The organism is Paenibacillus sp. 1-18 (assembly GCF_000520755.1).
In the GTDB taxonomy this organism is placed as follows: domain Bacteria; phylum Bacillota; class Bacilli; order Paenibacillales; family Paenibacillaceae; genus Paenibacillus; species Paenibacillus brasilensis.
Map to the genome: position 1 here is coordinate 1 of NZ_ASSB01000198.1, position 18769 is coordinate 18769.

At 48.5% G+C, this 18769-nt stretch carries 19 protein-coding genes, 1 tRNA gene and 2 pseudogenes; 16 read left to right on the forward strand and 6 right to left on the reverse strand.

Annotation, left to right across the window (positions count from 1 at the left end; all coding sequences use genetic code 11):
* From L693_RS28045 to L693_RS0112425, 3 genes are all read left to right on the forward strand, one after another.
* The coding region (locus L693_RS28045; RefSeq protein WP_331281090.1) for a UDP binding domain-containing protein at positions 1 to 334 on the forward strand (334 nt) is incomplete at its 5' end.
* Complete coding sequence (locus L693_RS0112420; protein ID WP_025717523.1) at positions 327 to 1115, forward strand: class I SAM-dependent methyltransferase; 789 nt, start codon at positions 327 to 329, stop codon at positions 1113 to 1115. The genes L693_RS28045 and L693_RS0112420, both read left to right, overlap by 8 nt.
* 11 nt (positions 1116 to 1126) lie before the next feature.
* Positions 1127 to 2242 (forward strand): glycosyltransferase family 2 protein, encoded by a 1116-nt coding sequence (locus L693_RS0112425; protein ID WP_025717524.1) that lies wholly within the window; start codon positions 1127 to 1129, stop codon positions 2240 to 2242.
* Here the strand turns inward: L693_RS0112425 and L693_RS0112430 are convergent.
* On the reverse strand, positions 2234 to 3112 hold the full coding sequence (locus L693_RS0112430; RefSeq protein ID WP_025717525.1) for a DUF72 domain-containing protein: 879 nt from the start codon (positions 3110 to 3112) through the stop codon (positions 2234 to 2236). The genes L693_RS0112425 and L693_RS0112430 overlap by 9 nt on opposite strands.
* A gap of 232 nt (positions 3113 to 3344) precedes the next feature.
* Here L693_RS0112430 and L693_RS0112435 point away from each other — a divergent pair, with 232 nt between their 5' ends.
* From L693_RS0112435 to L693_RS0112455, 5 genes are all read left to right on the forward strand, one after another.
* On the forward strand, positions 3345 to 4127 hold the full coding sequence (locus tag L693_RS0112435) for a class I SAM-dependent methyltransferase (RefSeq protein WP_025717526.1): 783 nt from the start codon (positions 3345 to 3347) through the stop codon (positions 4125 to 4127).
* A gap of 22 nt (positions 4128 to 4149) precedes the next feature.
* Entirely contained in the window at positions 4150 to 5169 is a 1020-nt protein-coding gene (locus tag L693_RS0112440; RefSeq protein ID WP_025717527.1) for an MBL fold metallo-hydrolase, read from the forward strand.
* Between the two features lie 82 nt (positions 5170 to 5251).
* Entirely contained in the window at positions 5252 to 5887 is a 636-nt protein-coding gene (locus tag L693_RS0112445; protein WP_025717528.1) for an NAD(P)-dependent oxidoreductase, read from the forward strand.
* A gap of 215 nt (positions 5888 to 6102) precedes the next feature.
* The gene (locus L693_RS0112450) at positions 6103 to 6735 is read left to right on the forward strand and encodes a TetR/AcrR family transcriptional regulator (RefSeq protein WP_025717529.1); all 633 of its coding nucleotides are present in this window, start codon (positions 6103 to 6105) and stop codon (positions 6733 to 6735) included.
* 112 nt (positions 6736 to 6847) lie between these two features.
* Positions 6848 to 7633 (forward strand): SDR family NAD(P)-dependent oxidoreductase, encoded by a 786-nt coding sequence (locus L693_RS0112455; protein WP_025717530.1) that lies wholly within the window; start codon positions 6848 to 6850, stop codon positions 7631 to 7633.
* 107 nt (positions 7634 to 7740) lie between these two features.
* Here L693_RS0112455 and L693_RS0112460 read toward each other — a convergent pair whose 3' ends face one another.
* A complete protein-coding gene (locus L693_RS0112460) occupies positions 7741 to 8205 on the reverse strand; it encodes a GNAT family N-acetyltransferase (RefSeq protein WP_025717531.1) in 465 nt (154 codons plus the stop codon).
* A 39-nt stretch (positions 8206 to 8244) separates the two neighbouring features.
* The gene (locus L693_RS0112465) at positions 8245 to 8802 is read right to left on the reverse strand and encodes a phosphatidylglycerophosphatase A family protein (protein WP_025717532.1); all 558 of its coding nucleotides are present in this window, start codon (positions 8800 to 8802) and stop codon (positions 8245 to 8247) included.
* Positions 8803 to 8953: 151 nt separating this feature from the next.
* On the opposite strand from L693_RS0112465, the gene L693_RS0112470 reads away from it, so the two are divergent.
* The 5 genes from L693_RS0112470 to L693_RS0112490 all read left to right on the forward strand — a co-directional run bounded on the left by L693_RS0112470 (position 8954) and on the right by L693_RS0112490 (position 13135).
* Positions 8954 to 10012: a GerMN domain-containing protein gene (locus L693_RS0112470; RefSeq protein WP_025717533.1), complete on the forward strand. Its 1059-nt coding sequence runs from the start codon at positions 8954 to 8956 to the stop codon at positions 10010 to 10012.
* A 93-nt stretch (positions 10013 to 10105) separates the two neighbouring features.
* A complete protein-coding gene (gene rph, locus L693_RS0112475) occupies positions 10106 to 10867 on the forward strand; it encodes a ribonuclease PH (protein WP_025717534.1) in 762 nt (253 codons plus the stop codon).
* Complete coding sequence (locus L693_RS0112480; RefSeq protein WP_025717535.1) at positions 10867 to 11499, forward strand: XTP/dITP diphosphatase; 633 nt, start codon at positions 10867 to 10869, stop codon at positions 11497 to 11499. The genes rph and L693_RS0112480 overlap by 1 nt, the downstream gene beginning before the upstream one ends.
* A gap of 527 nt (positions 11500 to 12026) precedes the next feature.
* A complete protein-coding gene (locus L693_RS29220; RefSeq protein WP_231503634.1) occupies positions 12027 to 12326 on the forward strand; it encodes a hypothetical protein in 300 nt (99 codons plus the stop codon).
* Positions 12327 to 12526: 200 nt separating this feature from the next.
* A complete protein-coding gene (locus L693_RS0112490) occupies positions 12527 to 13135 on the forward strand; it encodes a DUF4367 domain-containing protein (protein WP_025717536.1) in 609 nt (202 codons plus the stop codon).
* A gap of 86 nt (positions 13136 to 13221) precedes the next feature.
* Here the strand turns inward: L693_RS0112490 and asnB are convergent, their stop codons facing one another.
* Positions 13222 to 15066, reverse strand: a complete 1845-nt coding sequence (gene asnB, locus L693_RS0112495; RefSeq protein WP_025717537.1) for an asparagine synthase (glutamine-hydrolyzing) — start codon at positions 15064 to 15066, stop codon at positions 13222 to 13224.
* Positions 15067 to 15229: 163 nt separating this feature from the next.
* On the opposite strand from asnB, the gene L693_RS0112500 reads away from it, so the two are divergent.
* Positions 15230 to 15589, forward strand: coding sequence for a hypothetical protein (locus L693_RS0112500; protein ID WP_025717538.1), 360 nt, complete (start codon positions 15230 to 15232; stop codon positions 15587 to 15589).
* 304 nt (positions 15590 to 15893) lie between these two features.
* Here the strand turns inward: L693_RS0112500 and L693_RS0112510 are convergent, their stop codons facing one another.
* Positions 15894 to 16187 carry a DUF4870 domain-containing protein gene (locus tag L693_RS0112510; protein ID WP_025717540.1) on the reverse strand — a complete coding sequence of 98 codons (294 nt, stop codon included), beginning with the start codon at positions 16185 to 16187 and terminating at the stop codon, positions 15894 to 15896.
* Positions 16188 to 16360: 173 nt separating this feature from the next.
* On the opposite strand from L693_RS0112510, the gene L693_RS0112515 reads away from it, so the two are divergent.
* Positions 16361 to 16434: transfer RNA gene (locus L693_RS0112515), tRNA-Arg, on the forward strand.
* 242 nt (positions 16435 to 16676) lie between these two features.
* Here L693_RS0112515 and L693_RS0112525 read toward each other — a convergent pair.
* Positions 16677 to 17924: pseudogene (locus L693_RS0112525) on the reverse strand (6-phospho-beta-glucosidase); the annotation flags it as partial.
* Positions 17925 to 18102: 178 nt separating this feature from the next.
* Here L693_RS0112525 and L693_RS29225 point away from each other — a divergent pair.
* A pseudogene (locus L693_RS29225) lies at positions 18103 to 18663 on the forward strand (LacI family DNA-binding transcriptional regulator).
* The last annotated feature ends 106 nt before the right edge of the window (positions 18664 to 18769 follow it).

Sequence of the window (18769 nt, forward strand, 5' to 3'; positions counted from 1 at the left end):
TAAAAAAGACATTGATGATGTGCGCGAATCCCCTGCTCTTGCCCTGTTTGAGCATCTGAAGGAAAAGGGGGCTTCGGTAAGCTTTACCGACCCGCATGTATCAAGCTTTAAGCTGAACGGGAAGGTGATCCGATCTCGGACGGCCAATGCCCAGCTATGGGAAAGTGCAGATATTGTAGTTATTACGACTGACCACTCTGTGCTGGACTACCAGCAGTTGGTGGACCATGCTCGGCTGGTCTTCGACACGCGCAATGCCACAGCGCACTGCAAGGGTGGCCACGTCGTGATACTGGGGCATCCCGGTGATAGAGGGGGCGCCGCTGTTGGCTAACCGTGATCAGGTGAATGAACGTTATTACGGGCAGATCAATTCGGAGGAATCACATGAGGCCACCCGCCATAGAATCCACTGGATTTGCTGCCATGTGCAGGGCCGTACCGTGCTGGATGTCGGGTGCAGCCAGGGGATAACGTCCATTTTGCTCGGGCGGGAGGGCTTTGAGGTGACGGCCATTGATTTGGAAGAGGACAGCATTTCATATGCAAAAAGAGAACTTCGCCAGGAATCTGCACCTGTCCGGGGAAGAGTCCACTTTCAGTTAAAGGATATTTCACAATTTGAACGTCCTCCCGGCGGATTTGATACGATTATTTTAGGCGAAATATTAGAGCATTTTGCGCACCCTCATACTCTGCTTGCTCATGTCTACCGCTTATTGAATAAAAAAGGATCACTTGTTCTTTCCGTACCCTACGGATACCATCCGTTTCACGATCACAAGCGGACCTATTATGCCGGAAGCCTGTCTCGTGTGCTGTATCCTTATTTTGATGAAAAAGCGCTGGAGGTTCATCACAAATATTTGTGCTTCGCAGGCCGCAAAAAGTCAAAAGAAATGCGTGAGGTCCAGCCGGGGACAGAGCACCTGGCCCGTTGGATGAAGCTGGACGAGGAGCAGTTTCGTCTGGTGGAGCAGCAGCATGCTCGTAAAATGAATCAGCGTAAGGCTGCACTGGACAAGGCGGTACAGCGAATCCGACAGATGGAGGAACATTTTTTTTCACTGGAAGGGCATGCACGTTTAGAACAGATAGGCAAGGTGCAGCCATGACTGAACAACCCATAACCGGACAACCAACGACCATCAGCTTGTGTATGATTGTGAAAAACGAGGAGCAGACACTTGCCCGTTGTCTGGACTCGGTCGCGGACCTGATGGATGAAATCATCATCGTGGACACGGGCTCAACGGATCAGACGAAAACGATAGCCGCCCGTTATACGGATCGGCTGTATACGTTCGACTGGGATGATGATTTTGCGGCCGCCCGCAACGCATCGTTTGATCAGGCGACGTGCTCCTATATCATGTGGCTGGATGCGGACGATGTACTGCTGGGACCCGATCGCAAGCGCCTGCGTTCCTTGAAGCAGCGTTTGTCTGCGGATATCGACGCAGTGGTGATGCCGCTTCATTTGGCAGAAGGAGAGCAGGGTGAATTGTTGTTCACCTCACGCCGTATCCGCCTCGTGAAGCGAGAACGACAATACCGCTGGGAAGGGCGTCTGCATGAGGATTTGGTGATACCCGAGGGACGAATCATCCATGCGGATGTGGCTGTAACGCACCGCCGAATGGACGACCACACGCTCCGTAATCAACGTATCCTCGCCCGGTGGATCAGCGAAAGTGGCAAGCTGGAAGGGCGATTGCTGTATTTTCACGCGAATGAATGCTTTGATCGTAAGGAATATGCCGAGGCGGCAGAGGCGTTCAGCCGTCTGCTGGAGGAGCCAAGCGGGTACCGGGAGGATCGGATTACAGCTTGCGCGCGATTGGCGGAATGTTATCTCCATCTCGGCAAGCCGGAGCAGCAGCTGGATAGTCTGCTGCGGTCCTTTCGATACGGTGTGCCGCAAGCAGATTTATGCTGCATGATCGGTGACTGGTTTTTCACGCGCAACGAGTGGAGCACTGCCGTGTACTGGTACGAAAAAGCATTGGAGCAGCAGCACCATGCTACGGATTTAAGACCTGTCCCGCGGCCATGCTACTCCTGGTTGCCCCATGTGCGGCTCAGTCATTGCTACGCCCATTTGGGTCAGCTGGACGCATCGTATGAGCATAACCGGGCCGCTTTACGTTATTTGCCTGACGATCCGCATTTGCTGGCTAACGAGGGCAAGCTCAGGGAGGCTATTCCCGATCTATCTTCCGCTGCCCCTCCTTCAAAATAATTCAAGCTGCTCTGGCCCCTCGTTCCCCTGAGGTGGTTTGCGGGGTGGAAAAGGCTTGGGGTCCATGCCGAGCAACGTCATCAGCTGCTTGGCGTTAGCGGCGGCATCTCCTCCCGAATTGTTATTGAAAATAACGCAAATCTCACGGCTCTGCTGCTCCAGCTCCAGCAATCTGTCTCTCCATTCGGTCAACTCTTGTTCGTTGTATCGATACAGATAACGAACTTCCCGCCAGTTGGGTGCGGAGCTTTGATTCCAGCCGGAAGCATTTCGTCCGTGAAGACGTACGACCGTCAAATTACTGTCTGTAGCCTGCGGCACAATGGGAACAGAGCCTGGTCCGGCCTGTGGCTCGTCGCATACGCTGTGTATCCAGCCTTCCTCGCGCATAAATGCCAGTGTTTGTTTACGAAACTCGGCTGTGAACCAGCTTTGATGTCTAAACTCAAGTACAGATGGGACTTCTCCCATTCTTTTTTTTGTGTCTCGCAGTACGGCGACATTTTCGCGTGTACAGTCGAACCAGGGCGGGTACTGAAACAGCACCGCCTTGAGCTTGTCCGCTTCGCGGAGAGGCTGTATGGATGCATGCAATGCTTCATACATTGCATCAGTTGTTTTAAAATAAGGCTGCTTGCCACGTGTATGTCCGGTCATGCCCTGATAGGCCTTGACGAGAAATGAAAAGGAGTCAGGGGTTTCGGATGCCCAGCGGGCCATGCGATCCGTCGGTTGCACCGCATAAAAAGAACTATCCATCTCCACTACCGGAAAATGGCTTCCATAAACGCTTAATTTTTGATTAGCTTTGGTGCCGGTCGGATACAGGTCATCGTGATCGCCCCAGCCTGTCAGTCCAATTTGAATCATAGCTTTATCGCTCCTTTCCTTCATGAAATACGCTTAAAAGGCATTCCCACGATTCATTTTAATGATAAAATGGGGTGAACCGCATGAAGCTGGTATGAAGTTCCTATGAATATTTAAGCTCAATTACGATTATTGTAACATGTTCCTTAATCGTAATGCTTTTGAGTTTCCAGTTTGAAAGAGCTAATATAATATGTAATAGAGTGAAATGAGTCCATGGAGGAGAAACGATATGGCAGAGTGGTACGAGCAAAGCTTTGGGGAAGATTATTTATTGGTATACAAGCATCGCGACTTTCAGGGAGCCTATCAGGAAGTGCAGAAAATGATCTCTTGGCTCAAATTACCGCAGGGCTCCAGTGTATTGGATTTATGCTGTGGGATGGGACGTCATTCGCTTGCACTTGCCGATGCGGGCTATAAGGTGACGGGGGTGGATCTGTCCGATGTGCTGTTAAGAGAGGCGCATGCTGCTGATCCGGAAGGACGGGTAAGCTGGCATCAAGGCGATATGAGAGCCGTACCGCTGGATGAAAGCTTTGACGCAGTGGTGAATTTGTTCACCTCCTTCGGCTATTTTGAGAAGGATGAAGAGCAGCTTGAAGTATTAAAGGAAATTTATCGGCTGTTGAAGCCGGGAGGGCGCTTTATCATAGATTATTTGAACCCTGCCTATGTAGCTGCCCATCTGGTGCCACATTCATCACGCGAGGATGAAGGGAATTGGATTGAGGAGCATCGGGTGATTGAGGATGGATTTGTGAAAAAACAGATCGCGATTCGCTCATCCGAATCGGCTGCGACCGCTGAAGCTGCGGCTGGTCTGGATACTACCGCAGGGGAAGAATCCGTGCGGGTGTACCATGAGCGGGTGAAGCTATATCCATATGGAAAATTCCGGGCATTGCTGGAGCAAGCCGGATTATCCGTAGAACAGGTGCACGGAAGCTATAATGAAGATCAATATATCGAGGACGCCTCGCCCCGAATGATTTTTGTCGGCATGCGGGTTTGAAACGGAAAGGCGGATGGGAAGCATGAAATTGCCAGAGCTTACACCGTGTGTAGGGATAGATGGGGGCTTTCAGGTCAAAATATCAATGTCCTTTCCGCTGCGTTGGGTGAACAGCTATGTGCTCAAGGGACAGCACGGCTTTACGATTGTAGACCCTGGTCCGCGCAATTTGGACACAGAGGCAGAATGGGCGCATGTCTTCCAGCAGCTAGGGATGTCCTTTGCGGATATCTCGGACATTGTGGTGACTCATCATCATCCGGATCATTACGGGCTGGCAGGCTGGATGCAGCAGCAAAGCCAAGCGCGCGTACATATGTCGGCTCGAAGCCATCAGGAAGCAATAATGATGTGGGGGGGCCGGGCATCGACAGCTGCGATGGAGCATACGCTTCCCGCTTTTTTTGTCCGGCATGGCTTCCCTTTGGAGCAGGTGCCCGACTTGGTAGCCCATATGCTGCAGGCGTATTCGCAAGTGAATCCACAGCCTGAGATTACGGTCATTCCTATTAGGGAGAATGCCTGTTTGGAGCTGGGCGGACGCCGCTGGCAACCTATTGAGACAGGAGGGCATGCACCCGGGCATGTATCCTTGTATGAGGCGATAAGCGGCGTTATCCTGTGCGGAGATGCGGTTTTACCGCAGATTTCGCCCAATATCAGTCTGCTGCCCGGAAGTGATGCCCAGCCCTTGCAGTCTTATATAGACGGTTTGCAGCGACTGCGCGAGCTGGAGGTAGCATGGGCGTACCCGGGGCATCGCAATCCGTTTGATACTTTTCATGAACGGACGCAAGCGCTGCTGACTCATCATGAAGAACGGCTGGAGAAATTCCGGCAGTTGATTCAGCCGGAGGGGAGTACCGCCTACGAGCTATGTATAGCCGTGTTTGGTGGCAAGCTGGGGATACACCAACTGCGGTTTGCTATGTCGGAGACGCTGGCTCATCTGGTGGAGCTGGTACGCCGTGATCGGATTTGGATGAGCGAGACGGGGCAGATTACGCACTTTATACCTTTGCCGGGAATAGTTACCGCATAAAGCTACCGAATATAGCAACCGAACATAGCAACTAGACTAAGCAACATGACAAAGCGGCATGCATGCCGGGAAAGAGGCTTTTATGAATTTGCTGCTGCTGGGAGCCACCGGACGCGTAGGACGGTTTATATTGGAATACGCATTGGCGGACGGTCATACCGTTACGGCCCTTGTCCGTTCACCAGGCAAGCTGGAGGAACACGCATTAAAATACGGGGCTCAGCTCCAGATCGTGCAAGGGGATGCTACCCATACCGAGGATGTAGCGCGAGCGCTGGCGGACGGGGCGTCGGCTGTCATCAGTGCACTGAATACGGATGGGACTACTACCTTATCCGTGAATATCGACCTGCTGGTCCGGCACATGCAGAAGCAGTCGGTTGCCCGTCTTATTACGGTAGGGACAGCAGGGATTTTGCAAAGTCGCACCGAGCCGGGCATGTTTCGGTATGAGTCGTCCGAGACTCGGCGACGCAGTACCCGTGCGGCAGAGGAGCATCGGCGAGTGTACGAATTGCTGCGTGCTTCGGCGCTGGACTGGACCATTGTCTGTCCAACCTATCTGCCGGACGGTGCGCGGATAGGAATTTATCGTGTGGAAAAAGACTTTTTGCCTGAAGGCGGTTCTCAAATTACTACCGCTGATACGGCTGATTTTACCTATCGTCAATGGAAGAGCGACGAATTTATACATGCACGTGTAGGCATTGCCTACTGATCGTAAAACGTCAACCATAGTTTTATTTTTAACATTCAGTGAGAGCGCGGTAAGTGTATCTACTTATTTGCGTTCTATTTTATTTGACAAACCATCAGGATTAGAATACTATGATTCTTAATGGAAACACTGTTTCCATTATCGTGAGTAAGGTTTATATTGAAAATGGCAGTATCTTCAAAAGAGCAACAACTAAGTAAAAGGAAGTGTAAATCATGTCTGAGTCATCGCAGCCCTATAAAACCTATTCGGAAGTGAAGCTTCAGCAGCAGCAATTGCTTCGTAAAAATGTTATTGATGCCGCATGCATCCTTCTTGTAGAGGAAGGGCCTGAGGCCGTGACCGTACGACGGGTTGCGCAGAAATTAAGCTGTTCAACCAAAATTATTTACAATATCTTCGGCAGCAAAGATGGTTTGGCCAACGAGATGTACCTGGATGGATGCCGACTGCTGGCGGGAGCCTTTCAGCAAGTACCCGTCACCGAAAACACACTCACTGACTTGGAAGCCTTAAGCTGGGCGTACTGGGAATTTGCGCAGCTTCATTCGGCTTATTACAAAATGATGTTTGGCGGGGCCTTATCAGATTTCAAGCCGGATGAACAGAGCCTGGAAGGTACGACAACAGCCCTGTCCCGATTCCAGCAAACCGTCGTACACGCTATGGAGCAGGGTCAATTGGCGGAGCAAGATCCGTTGCTGGTCGTCCGAATGCTGTGGTCTGCTTTACACGGGGTTATACACCTGCATTTTGCAGGCCATTATTCGGATGCCTCTGTGGCCCAAGAGATTTATGCATTTACAATGAAGCAGACACTGGCTGCATGTAAGGTCCCCTCATTGTAATTATAAGATTTGAAATGTGCTGAGGTCGTCATAATAGATGGCTTCAGTTCATTATAGAGTAGTGGTAACAATGTTTCTGAAAAAAAACAACAATACTATGGAGGTCATCATCATGTTTATGTATGCAAATAAAACGGCTCTGATCACGGGGGCTTCATCCGGTATTGGCGAGGCGTTCGCCTATTCGCTCGCAGCTAAAAAATGTAATCTTATATTGGTGGCACGCAATGAAACGAAATTAAGGGCGCTCGCCAAAGAGCTTTCCGAAAAATATTACGTAGAGACAACAGTGATTGCGCTTGATCTTTCCGCAGCAGGGGCGCCACAAACATTGCATCAGGAGGTTCAAAAACATCAGCTGAAGGTGGATCTTTTAATCAACAATGCAGGCTTTGCTACTTATGGGTACTTTGAACAGGTCTCAGGAGAAAGGCAGCATGAGGAGATCATGCTCAATGTCGCTGCCTTAGTAGATATTACACATGCTTTTATGCCTGATTTATTGCGTAACCGGGATGGGGGAATCATCAACGTTTCTTCCACAGCCGCATTTCAGCCCGATCCGTATATGGCTGTTTATGGAGCAACCAAAGCATTCGTGCTTTCCTTTAGCGAAGCGCTTTGGGCTGAAAATCGAAAACGAGGGTTAAAAGTGCTTGCCCTTTGCCCAGGTTCAACAGAAACTCCATTTTTTGATGTTGTTAACGCAAGTGAAGCATCTGTTGGCATTAGAGAAACGCCTGACACGGTTGTGAAAAATGCGCTAAGAGCATTTCAAAAAGGCCGAAGTCACATCATTTCCGGTCGCCAAAACTATTGGGTCGCCCAGGTTTCCCGATTTTTTTCCCGTCAAGGCACATTGGGAATTGTAGAACGTACGCTACGACCGCAAAAATAAGCGGGCTGTAAGTAATAGCAATGCATCAGGTGTACTTCATGTGCCAGGTCTGATCGGTTCTAAGCTGTATCAGACCTGACATTTCTGTTTACATGAATAGACGCTCGCTACTCCAGCCTTCTGGAATCCAGCCCTTTGGAATAAAGTAAAATTCCATCCCGCTTCTCCCAGCCGTTGGCCGACCAGAAGCGTTGCCCTGCTTCATTATGCTCCATCACAAATAGATGACATTTATCTATGCCCTCTCGCAGTAAAGCTGACAATGCTTCATTCACCAACAACGGGGCAATTCCTTGACCGCGATGCTCTGTAGCTACGCCCAGATGATACAGAAATCCTCTACGACTATCATGTCCTGCCATAATTGTACCTACGATACTGCCTTCATTCTCACACACATAGCTAAGTCCTTCATTTCGCTGCAAAAAGCATGCAATTCGCTCCGGCGAGTCGGCTTCGCTTAATCCCAATCCTTCCAGACCGTTCCATAGTGCAAAAGCCTGATCGTAATCATCAGCCCTCATCATGCGGATTGTATATTTGTCATTTACATTTTCAGTTAGGCCTGTCATGTCCAGTTCTCCTCTTACCCTGTATCTATCTGTTGTTGTCTAACGTGTTGTATGCGGTGCGCTTTCTTCCCCAAGCTCCTGTTCACGCTCTGCCTGTTTGCGATGGGCGATGCGGCTGCTGGCTGAAGCTGCGATAGCGCCCGCAATATCGTCCAGAAACGTATGGATCGGCCCGAGGCTTTTATCATTCAGGCGTTTCAGCACACCCGGTTTGAGTTTATCGACATAACCGTAATTGGTAAACCCAATGCTGCCATATACATTCACGATGGAAAAGGCCAGAATTTCATCGACTCCGTACAGTCCTTCATCATTCTCAATCATATCCTGCAATGGGGGAATAAGAGCGCCCTGTTCGGCAAGGATATCCAGCTGGATACCGGTGAGCACTGCATTTTGAACCTCGCGCTTCATCAGGACCTTGTCCACATTTTCAATGCATTCTTCGATCGTTAGAGTTGGGTAATATTCTTTCTGTAGCAGCATGACCAGTTCTGCGATTTCAGTCATGCTTACACCACGCTTGTGCAGCCATTCACGGGTGGCATCAGCTACCTTTTTACTATTCAGGCTATAAGGTGCTTTTTTCTTATCCATAAAACGGTAGTTCCCCTCCTCGTATAGGTTCTGATTTTTGCTGCGATATGACCAGTGTGTCCAGTCAGCTTAAAAAGTAGTTATTTTTTACGCGAGGCTCGTATACATATTAGTACAATCTGTACAAAATTGTTAGGGAGGAACTTCACTTATGAACCTAAAACACCCATGGCGTATAACCTCTGTAGCAGGGCTGCTGTCCCTACCCCTGTTGTTGTCCGGATGCAGTCTCTTCGGCAATGAGTCAGCATCTATTGATCCCCCGCCGTCCACGTTAGAGCAGTCCATGATCAAGGCCGTGAGCGGAAAAGAAACGGTGAGCACCGGGCAACTGAGAGCTGTCTTTCTGCAAGATCATAACGGTTTGCTGGCCCCAATATCTTTACCGATTGCTACAGGTGATGTACAGGCAGATGCCAAGTCGGCGCTGGAAACACTGGTTGAGGGTGGGCCGTATGCCGGATTATTGCCAGAGGGTTTCAAAGGCGTATTGCCCCAAGGTACAGAAGTGAAGAGTGTGACAGTGGACAAGAAAAACAAGCTGGCTGTCGTTGAATTCAATAAATCTTTTGCAAACTATAAGCCGCAGGAAGAACGCAAATTAATGGAAAGCTTGACCTGGACTCTGACCGACCGCCCCGATATTGAGAGCGTACAGATTTGGGTGGATGGCAAAAAGCTGAACGAAATGCCTGTTGACGGCACGCCGCTGGATCATCCGTTGACGCGCGCAGTAGGCATTAATTTGGAGGTTGGTCATGGCGTGTCACCGCTGGATTCCAGCCCGGTTACGGTATATTTCTCATCCTCATCTCCTGCCGGAGTTCAATATTATGTGCCCGTCACGCGGCTGGTCAGCCCGGAAAAGGATCGTGTCCAATCCGCGCTGCATCAATTGATTCAAGGGCCGCAGCTGGAGGACGGATTACAGGAAGTGATGACAGGGGAGACAGCACTAAAATCGGTAGAACGTTCCAAGGACAACGTAATTACGGTGTCACTCTCAGATGATATGTTCGCCAAGGGAGAAGCGGTACCTGCGGAATTTCTGGAATCGGTCGTACTGACAGTAGCAGATAATTCAGAGGATGCGGCTAAAACGAAAATTCGGATTGAACTGAATGGCGAGAAAAGTGTTATTGGACAGAATAATCAGAATTATGGAGAACCTGTAGCCAAGCCGCAGCACATTAACGAAATTCCTCTTTAAGGGCGTGAAATCGTCCTTGGGGTGCTTTTGCCTGCACACTTTGGTAAAATAAACATATAAGAACAGGTTGCATACGACGTAGGAGGAAAAAGCATGAGTAGATCTAACGGACGAAACGGTAATGAGCTGCGCCCGATGAAATTGACAGCAGGAGTAAATAAATACGCGGAGGGCTCTGTTTTTATAGAGGTTGGCGAGACGAAAGTCATATGCACGGCTACTGTGGAAGAACGCGTTCCTCCCTTTATGAAGGGACAAGGAAAGGGTTGGGTGACCGCAGAGTATTCCATGCTTCCGCGGGCGACTCATAGCCGTAATCAGCGCGAAGCCGCGCGTGGCAAGCTGACGGGCCGTACCATGGAAATTCAGCGTCTAATCGGAAGAGCATTGCGTTCGGTTGTAAATTTGCAGGCGCTTGGTGAACGGACCATTACGCTGGACTGTGACGTTATTCAGGCCGATGGGGGAACGCGCACAACCTCAATTACCGGCTCATTCGTAGCGTTAGCGATTGCGGTCAATAAAATTTCCACCCAGCACAAGCTACCTGTTTTTCCGATTACAGATTTTCTGGCATCTGTCAGTGTAGGGGTTGTTGGTGAGAAAGCATTGCTGGATCTGAACTACGAAGAGGATTCCAAGGCCAAGGTAGACATGAACCTGGTAATGACTGGCAGCGGCAAATATGTCGAGCTGCAAGGTACCGGAGAAGAGAGTCCATTCGACCGTAACGAATTGGATCAGTTGCTTAGCTTGGGCGAACAAGGGATTCTGCAAATGATCGAGCGTCAAAAAGAAGTGCTTGGACCGATTGCTGATAAGATCGGGGCTGGACGTTCGGGGGCTGGAGTCTAATGCGACTGGACGGCCCGATTGTCATTGTCGCTACGAAGAATAAAGGGAAGGTGCGTGAATTTGCACATGCCTTTGCTCCGCTCGGCAAGGAAGTCAAAAGCATGTACGATTACCCCGACATTCCTGATGTGGTTGAGGATGGCAAAACGTTTGCGGAGAATGCGCTGAAAAAAGCCAAAGCGGTCGGAGATGCCCTTGGATTGCCCGTGCTGGCCGATGATTCCGGCCTGTGCGTGGACTTGCTGGACGGTGCGCCGGGCGTATACTCGGCCCGTTATGCTGGAGAGGGTGCCAGCGATCACGAAAACAATATTAAGCTGCTCGATGTTTTGGAATCGAAGCAGCTGGGTGATGATACAGAACAGCCCTTGCTAAGCTCGGCTCAATTCGTCTGTACCTTAATTCTGTATAATCCGCAGACAGGGGAGACGTTGGAAACAACCGGCTCGGTGGATGGCTGGATTACAACAGAAACCGCAGGCGGCGGCGGATTTGGCTATGATCCGTTGTTTTATTTGCCTGAGTACGAGAAGACGATGGCCGAGCTGACGCTGGAACAAAAGCAGGCTATCAGCCATCGAGGCATAGCCCTGCGTAATTTGGCGGCCAAGCTGGGGAATCCGCACGCGTAGTTTTTAGCAATATAGCTGTTAGGCTTGAGTAATCTTTAGACGAGTCTGTTGTCTCACAGCTTTATTGAACGGTTATACCCCTGTCAAGTAGACAGGGGTATAACCATGTATAGACTTTTGATTTTTTCCATTTCCATGAATCTTACCCCAAATTATTCCCCCGAATCAGCCCGGAACTTTGTTGCATGCCCAGGTAATAAGGCACTAGTTAACCAGCGGAAAGATACCGCTTGGTTAGAACCCTTGCGCGGTTCAATTCCGCAGCGTGCCTTATTAGGATAATGGAATCATCATCCAATGTTTTGTTGGAAAATTACAATAAAAAACTTATAATGTAAGAAGAGACAAACATCTGCAACAAGCCTTTATTAGTCATATAACAAAATTGGAACTTATACATACTTGGAGTTGATTAATAAAAACCATTCTGGTCTTCAAAGAGGGGGGTCGCTTTTATTAATTCAATTCAATAAGGTAATTAACATCGGTTAGGTAAAAACAAAATTTGGGAAAAATGGGTTTCTTAAATGAAAAGCATTAAAAAAGCTTCTGTAGCATCTGTTTTGTCTTTAGCTCTTGCAATTCCATTGAGTGCTTCTGCCGCAGCTACGATCGATGTTGCACCAGCTAAAAAAGACTCAGCACAAGTGAGTCAGTCAGCAAATTCAACTGATGTGAACACGCAAAAACCGGGAGATCATGTAATTACTCCTCAGGACACGAATAAGGTACTAGCCAAGTCTCTTGCGAATACTGACATGTCAGAGCGTTTCTACATTGATCCGCATTATGGATATGCTAGAGTGTTTGTATCAATCTACTGGTAATTTCTATCTTAACCTTACTTCCCCCGAAGGTGTTATGAAGGGCGGCCTTTCAATTCGCTTAGGCAACACAAGAGGAGAATTGCAATAATCGTATTATAGTTATTTATATGCAGTGGGGAGGTCGACCATTGTGTCGGCCTTTTTACATGGTCCGAGCAGACGGCAAGGTAACGTTAACCAGCTTAATAGGAGGGATTAAATTGAAAAAACAATTGGTTGCTGTAGCTTTGGGTGGCGCACTCGTAATAGGTAGTGATGCATTTGTACATAATTCATATGCTGCCGAATCAGAAACACCAGCAGAGGCAGTGGTCGAAGGTTCTACTGATATTGAAGGACTCATAAACATATCTGATGTACCAGCATCAGAAATCCATATTCCCAATCTAGCGCAGGGAGCCTCACTTAAAACAGCAGCGGCTGAAAAGCACAGTTTGAAACCATTAAATACAACCGCTTTAAAAGGCGAATATGGGCTGATTATCAGACAATCATATCGCGGGAATGATGGCGCTGAAGTTATGATCATTCAAAATGAATCCCAAAAGGATGAAGAGGCTACTATTGAAAGCTTGAAAGACTCCTATAAATTGGAGAAAGTTGAGTTAACTAAAATCAATGGCCATACCGCTGCTTATGTAGATGGAAAAGAGAGAAAAGTTGTTCATCTAATTACGAAAGATCACTTCTATACTGTTTCTGCTTTTAAGACCACTCTTGGCGAATTGATGGAAATTGCAAAAAAATTCAAGAGTAGTTTTTTTGAACTAAATACTAAAAAACACAAACGAGCCGTTTGTGTTTTTTAGTTTCCCTTCCCACTCCAGTTCACTCTATCCTCATGATACAGAATTTATTAGGTGTCTAATTTGAAGGGGATGATACCAAGCTAATCCTATCGAATCGCTACCTTGTAGGTGCGAAGCCAGTTATCCACCTGGGTCAGATACGCAAATAATTGAGGTCCCGACATCAGCTGGCCAAACCAGGGCAGATTAGTGGATGCCTCTGGCGAAGCTGCGATATCACGCACCTTCTGCGTATCAATCAGCTTAAGCAGCGGGGAAGAGGAATCATCCAGCAGTTCCAGTACCTGCTTTTTCACAGCGGCAAGATAGGAAGGGTTATGCGTTTTGGGATAGGGGCTTTTTTTACGGTACAGTACATCATCCGGCAATATACCCTCCAGCGCCTTCCGTAGAATGCCTTTTTCGCGTCCGCCTGTCATCTTAATGCTCCAAGGGATGTTCCATACATACTGCACCAGCCGATGATCGCAATACGGCACCCGTACTTCGAGTCCGGCCCCCATACTCATCCGATCCTTGCGATCCAGCAGTGTAGGCATAAAGCGAGTGATGTTTAAATAGGACATAACACGCATCTGTGCAGCTTTACCTGTTTCCCCTGACAGCTTTGGCACTTCTCCTATAGCCTCTGAATAACGGTCGTTTAGGTACTCCAAGGGCTTGATCCATTCCCGTACCTCGGGAGACAGCAGACTGGCTCTCATATCGGGGGCGACTGCCCACGGGAACGTGCCTGAGTTCAGCATATCCTCACGATGGAACCACGGATATCCCCCAAACACTTCATCCGCTGCCTCGCCGGAAATGGCAACCGTCGCTCCTTTCTTAATCTCCTGGCAGAAGAGATACAGCGACGAATCCACATCCGCCATCCCGGGTAAATCCCGTGTTAGCGTGGAGTTGTTCAGGGCCGCTACGACCTCGGGTGTATCGAATTCGATCCAGTGATGGTTGGTGCCCAATTCGTCCACCATGCGTTGAATCCAGGGGGCATCGGCTCCGGGCTGGAAGGCATGGGCTTTAAAATGCTTGTCGTTATCCACATAATCGACCGAATACGTATGAACTTGTCCCTGCCCGGTACGCTTATAATAATCGACAGCTAATGCGGACAATGCGCTTGAATCCAGACCGCCAGACAGCAAGGTGCACACCGGAACGTCCGAAATGAGCTGCCGCTCCACCGTATCCAGCAACAGCTCTCGTACCTTTAGCGCGGTTTGTTCCGTGTCATCCTCATGCGCAATGCTTTCCAGCTTCCAATAAGTCTGAATGTGCATGCCATCGCGGTTGTAGGTCAGCGTTTGTCCGGGCCGCAGCTCCTTCATGGACGAATAGACGCCGTGTCCGGGGGTACGTGCCGGTCCGATGATAAAAATTTCCGCCAATCCCTCAGCGTCAACGACGGCTTCGACGGCAGGGTGCTGAAGCAGCGCTTTGGGTTCAGAGCCAAATACGAATACATTCTCCGTGTGGCTATAAAATAGCGGCTTTACCCCCAAGCGATCCCGTGCCAGAAATACCTGTTGCCGCCCACTATCCCAGACAGCAAACGCAAAAATGCCGTTCAACCGATCCACGCATTCGGGGCCCCATTCGATATAGGCCTCGAGCAGCACCTCTGTGTCGCATTGTGTACGGAAAAAATGCCCACGCTGCTGCAGTTCTTTTTTTAACTCAGGCGCGTTATATATTTCCCCGTTATATACAATCGTATAAGTGATATCCTCAAGCTGCCGGATCATAGGCTGAGCGCCATTTTCGGGGTCCATTACGCTCAGTCTTCGGTGTCCGAAGGCACACGGGTTGGATATCCAGGTACCCGCAGCATCCGGTCCGCGATCGGAGAGTGTTTGCGTCATATTCAGCAGCAGCTCCGACTGATGCATCAAGTCTCCGTTCCACTGTATGAAACCTGTAATTCCGCACATGTCTATTCATCCTCTCTTTGTCGTGTTCATCCAGTGTTGGAATGAATTAAAACTAAATCCCCAGTTCATCAGTATATATGCCGAAAAGAAGCATAAAATGTCTGTCCGTTCCGAAAACTACAGATGGGGCAACCCGTCTACTCGCAAGGAAGGAGGGAGACCAATGTACTACATCAAGGACGCCAAAATACGTCGTTTCACTGAAATCGACGGAGTGCGCTGCGCAGAGGTAGAGGTGCGGCCCGGTGCGGCAGATGACCCGGAATTGCTGGTGTATATCACGGCCAACAATCAGCAGGACGGTCAGAATGACTATGACATGGTACGGATCATCCGCAATGACGCCGATTTGGAGCTGGATTGGTACGACAATAATCTGCACTCCGCATTTGAAGAAGTGACAGACAAGGCTTTTACCGAATCCACACACATTACCGCTGGTGAGGAACGGGACAAGTTTAAACGGGAATTGCTCTCCTATGGGCAGCTTAGCACGGAGTTTGCCAAGGAGTTCGGGGGATGAGAATTTGGTGCGCTATGCCTCGGCTTCTGTTGATTTGGACTCCGGCATCATCACAGAATCAGCGTGAAAGGAGGGGGAAATCATAGACGGCAAACCGAAATATAAGAAGAACAAAAGCAGCAGTTATATTCATAACAATGAGTTTGCGGAAGAAGTGCTGGAGAAAAACGTAAGGCATGAGGTACGAAGAAATCCTAAACGTTTTGGCAATAAATAGGCGGGAAGGATAAGGTTTGATCATCCAGTTATCCAAAGAAGCCTCCACTTCCGGCTAACAAGCGGAATGCAGGAGGCTTTTTTGGAGCTATGCAGCTTCACGCAGTGTCATAATCCCTTTGTAGATGTTATAGACAAAAACCCCGAGATAGACCACTACGAATAATAGTACAAACCCGATTACAGAACCTGCATGATTGGCTGTTGCAATAAAATACACAAGTGGAATCGCCGCAATAATGGGGAAAATGTGCGATAAAAGGGCTTTTTTCGCATGTCCCTGTACATATTCGTCTCGTACTGCAATCCACACAATGACAGGCAATAGAAAAGGTGCGAAGAAAATACTGAAATAACAAAGTGACGACAATAGACCCTTCAAAGATACCCCTCCTTTATAGCATGGCCTTTTGTACATAATACCCCGTTAGCGTCCAAATGATTCCTATCTCGGTCGTTTCCCTGGAGATTGAAAAAATGCTTTTGACAGTTACCCGAAATATGATATAATAATTAATGCGCTGAATACATAAGGTTTAACTGAATACCATTTTTGTCCCAGTAGCTCAGCTGGATAGAGCAACGGCCTTCTAAGCCGTCGGTCGGGGGTTCGAATCCCTCCTGGGACGTATAGAGAAAAGCTTCCTATCTAATTAGGAAGCTTTTTTCATTCCAGTGGGATGAGAACCCATTTTGGGGATGCCAGGGCATAATCCTCGTTAGCATAAGCTTCGCAGTCTCGACCATAGGGAGAGTATCCCTCCTGGGATATATATTAGGCATGGATAACAAAAAAACGGCCGAGACCCATTCAAAGTGGAGGAAACGGCCGTTTTTCATATATCCGGCAAGATAGCTTGCATTATAAATTTTACACTGTCGCCTTCCCGTTATTGGCAAAGAACTGCGGCAAATGCTCTTTATGTGCCTCCAGTAATTCATCCAGCACCGTTTGGACAATGTCACCGCTTGGAACAAGCGGATTTAGAGTGAAGGCTTGCAGTACGGTCGCGTAGTCGCCAGTGACCGCCGCTTCAATCGTCAGCTCTTCCATTGCCTTCATGAGTTGCAGCAGGCCCCGCTGTGCAGGCGGGAATTTGCCGAAGTTTACAGGCTCCGCACCATGGGCACGGATCACACTGGTAATTTCGATAGCACAGTCATAAGGGAGGTCGTCAATAGCTCCGTTATTCCGTGTACTTACCACCATCAATGTGTATAGATCGAATTGATAATTTCACAGGCTGCATCACTGTAATGCGCACCGCCGCGTTTCGATAATTCCTCCGGTTTGTAATCCAGATTCGGATCTTTATACAGTTCAAACAGACTTTCTTCGAGACGTTTGACGACTTGACCCCGAGTTCCTTCGTTTTTGGCTTCCTCTAATTCTTCCTTCAGCATGTTATCCGTCATGTAGTAATAACGATGGTACGGACAAGGCAGCATTTTCAATTGACGAACCTGATCGTACAGGAAGCGCATGTTCCTGATATTTTCAACGACCTTCTCCGGTTTTGCACCTGGTGCATACAGTCCTTCAATGACCTGCTCCGTTAATTCGGTCCCCGTTTTGTCATAAATTCGATGCCAGTGAAGGTGGTTAATGCCCGCAAATTTAAAAAACAGCTCTTCTTCTGGTGTGTCCAGCATCGCTGCCGCACTTTTGATTGCGCCAATCGGAGCATTGCATAGACCAATGACTTTGTCCCATTGACCATAATGCAGCACGGCTTCCGTGACCATTCCTGCCGGATTGGTGAAATGAATCAGCCACGCATTTGGGCACAATTCTTTCATATCTTCGACGATACTAAGAATAACGGGAATCGTACACAAGTCCTTAAACATTCCTCCGGCTCCATTGGTTTCCTGGCCGATCATACCGTGCTTTAATGGAATACTTTCATCTTTAATCCGTGCATCGAGCAGAACTACGCGGAACTGTGTCGTTACAAAATCGGCATCCTTCAAGGCGGCCCGACGATCCAGCGTCAAGTGAACCTCACAATCAAATGCCTGCTGCCTTAACCATTCGTTTGGCCATAGCGCCCACGATCTCCAGTTTTTCACGTCCGGCTTCAATGTCTACCAGCCATAATTCCCGCACGGGAAGCTCATCTTTTTTCATGCGTTCCGCCTCCTGAGTGTATTTTTTAAATTGCTTTCTCAAGCTCAATTTCACTGTAATCTCTGTAATGCATTACAGGTCAAGCGCTCTTAAAAACTTTGCTGAAGGATGATGATGGGGCGAAAGATCACAAACATGCTAAAATAAGAGGAACGAGGTGAGGAAAGTGGCGAATATCCATGAAATTAAAAAACTGGAGTGTGTATCCTCAGCGACGGTATCCCGTGTCATTAACAAGCATCCGTTTGTAAGTGAACGGACAAGACAGCGGGTGCAGGAGGTCATAGACCGACTTGAGTAGGTGCCCAATTTAAATGCGGTTTCTTTAAAGACAGGCGTGACGAAGCTTATCGGGATGATTTCCATTTCTTTTAATGACTTGAATTCGATTGAAGCAGGTGAAAATATCGCTCATTGGTGGGCAACGCAAACGAACAAACCGGATGCTTTTGCTTGTTCTACTGATTATTTGGCTGCAGGGCTTGTGACCGAGGCGCGAAGACTGGATGTGTCTGTGCCGGGCGATTTTGCAGTGGTGGCTTTGATAACACTGAAATTTCGCATTTGCTGGATTTAACGACCATTCATTACCTGATTGACAAACAGGCAGAAAATGCGTTCATCCTTGATTCGGAATGCCCTTGAGGGGATGGATGAAGCCTTACATCCTTTGGAGTTCAGATTAGTGGGGGGAGTACCAGCGAAGCTGACACCACCCGCAAAGTAGATGTTACCAAATGGGAAATCTATAAATTACCTCATTGTATTTCTCCTGATCATCAGTGATTGCAGTTTGTAATAGACTTCTAATGACTTACGGCTTTCATGACCCG

What these genes read in the sequence shown, in the direction of transcription:
- L693_RS0112460 (WP_025717531.1), bottom strand. Translation starts at nt 8,205, where the DNA reads ATGACAGGCCTAACTGAAAATGTAAATGACAAATATACAATCCGCATG.
- L693_RS0112435 (WP_025717526.1), top strand. Translation starts at nt 3,345, where the DNA reads ATGGCAGAGTGGTACGAGCAAAGCTTTGGGGAAGATTATTTATTGGTA.
- L693_RS0112430 (WP_025717525.1), bottom strand. Translation starts at nt 3,112, where the DNA reads ATGATTCAAATTGGACTGACAGGCTGGGGCGATCACGATGACCTGTAT.
- L693_RS0112480 (WP_025717535.1), top strand. Translation starts at nt 10,867, where the DNA reads ATGCGACTGGACGGCCCGATTGTCATTGTCGCTACGAAGAATAAAGGG.
- rph (WP_025717534.1), top strand. Translation starts at nt 10,106, where the DNA reads ATGAGTAGATCTAACGGACGAAACGGTAATGAGCTGCGCCCGATGAAA.
- L693_RS0112470 (WP_025717533.1), top strand. Translation starts at nt 8,954, where the DNA reads ATGAACCTAAAACACCCATGGCGTATAACCTCTGTAGCAGGGCTGCTG.
- L693_RS0112500 (WP_025717538.1), top strand. Translation starts at nt 15,230, where the DNA reads ATGTACTACATCAAGGACGCCAAAATACGTCGTTTCACTGAAATCGAC.
- asnB (WP_025717537.1), bottom strand. Translation starts at nt 15,066, where the DNA reads ATGTGCGGAATTACAGGTTTCATACAGTGGAACGGAGACTTGATGCAT.
- L693_RS0112445 (WP_025717528.1), top strand. Translation starts at nt 5,252, where the DNA reads ATGAATTTGCTGCTGCTGGGAGCCACCGGACGCGTAGGACGGTTTATA.
- L693_RS0112440 (WP_025717527.1), top strand. Translation starts at nt 4,150, where the DNA reads ATGAAATTGCCAGAGCTTACACCGTGTGTAGGGATAGATGGGGGCTTT.
- L693_RS0112450 (WP_025717529.1), top strand. Translation starts at nt 6,103, where the DNA reads ATGTCTGAGTCATCGCAGCCCTATAAAACCTATTCGGAAGTGAAGCTT.
- L693_RS0112465 (WP_025717532.1), bottom strand. Translation starts at nt 8,802, where the DNA reads ATGGATAAGAAAAAAGCACCTTATAGCCTGAATAGTAAAAAGGTAGCT.
- L693_RS29220 (WP_231503634.1), top strand. Translation starts at nt 12,027, where the DNA reads ATGAAAAGCATTAAAAAAGCTTCTGTAGCATCTGTTTTGTCTTTAGCT.
- L693_RS0112455 (WP_025717530.1), top strand. Translation starts at nt 6,848, where the DNA reads ATGTTTATGTATGCAAATAAAACGGCTCTGATCACGGGGGCTTCATCC.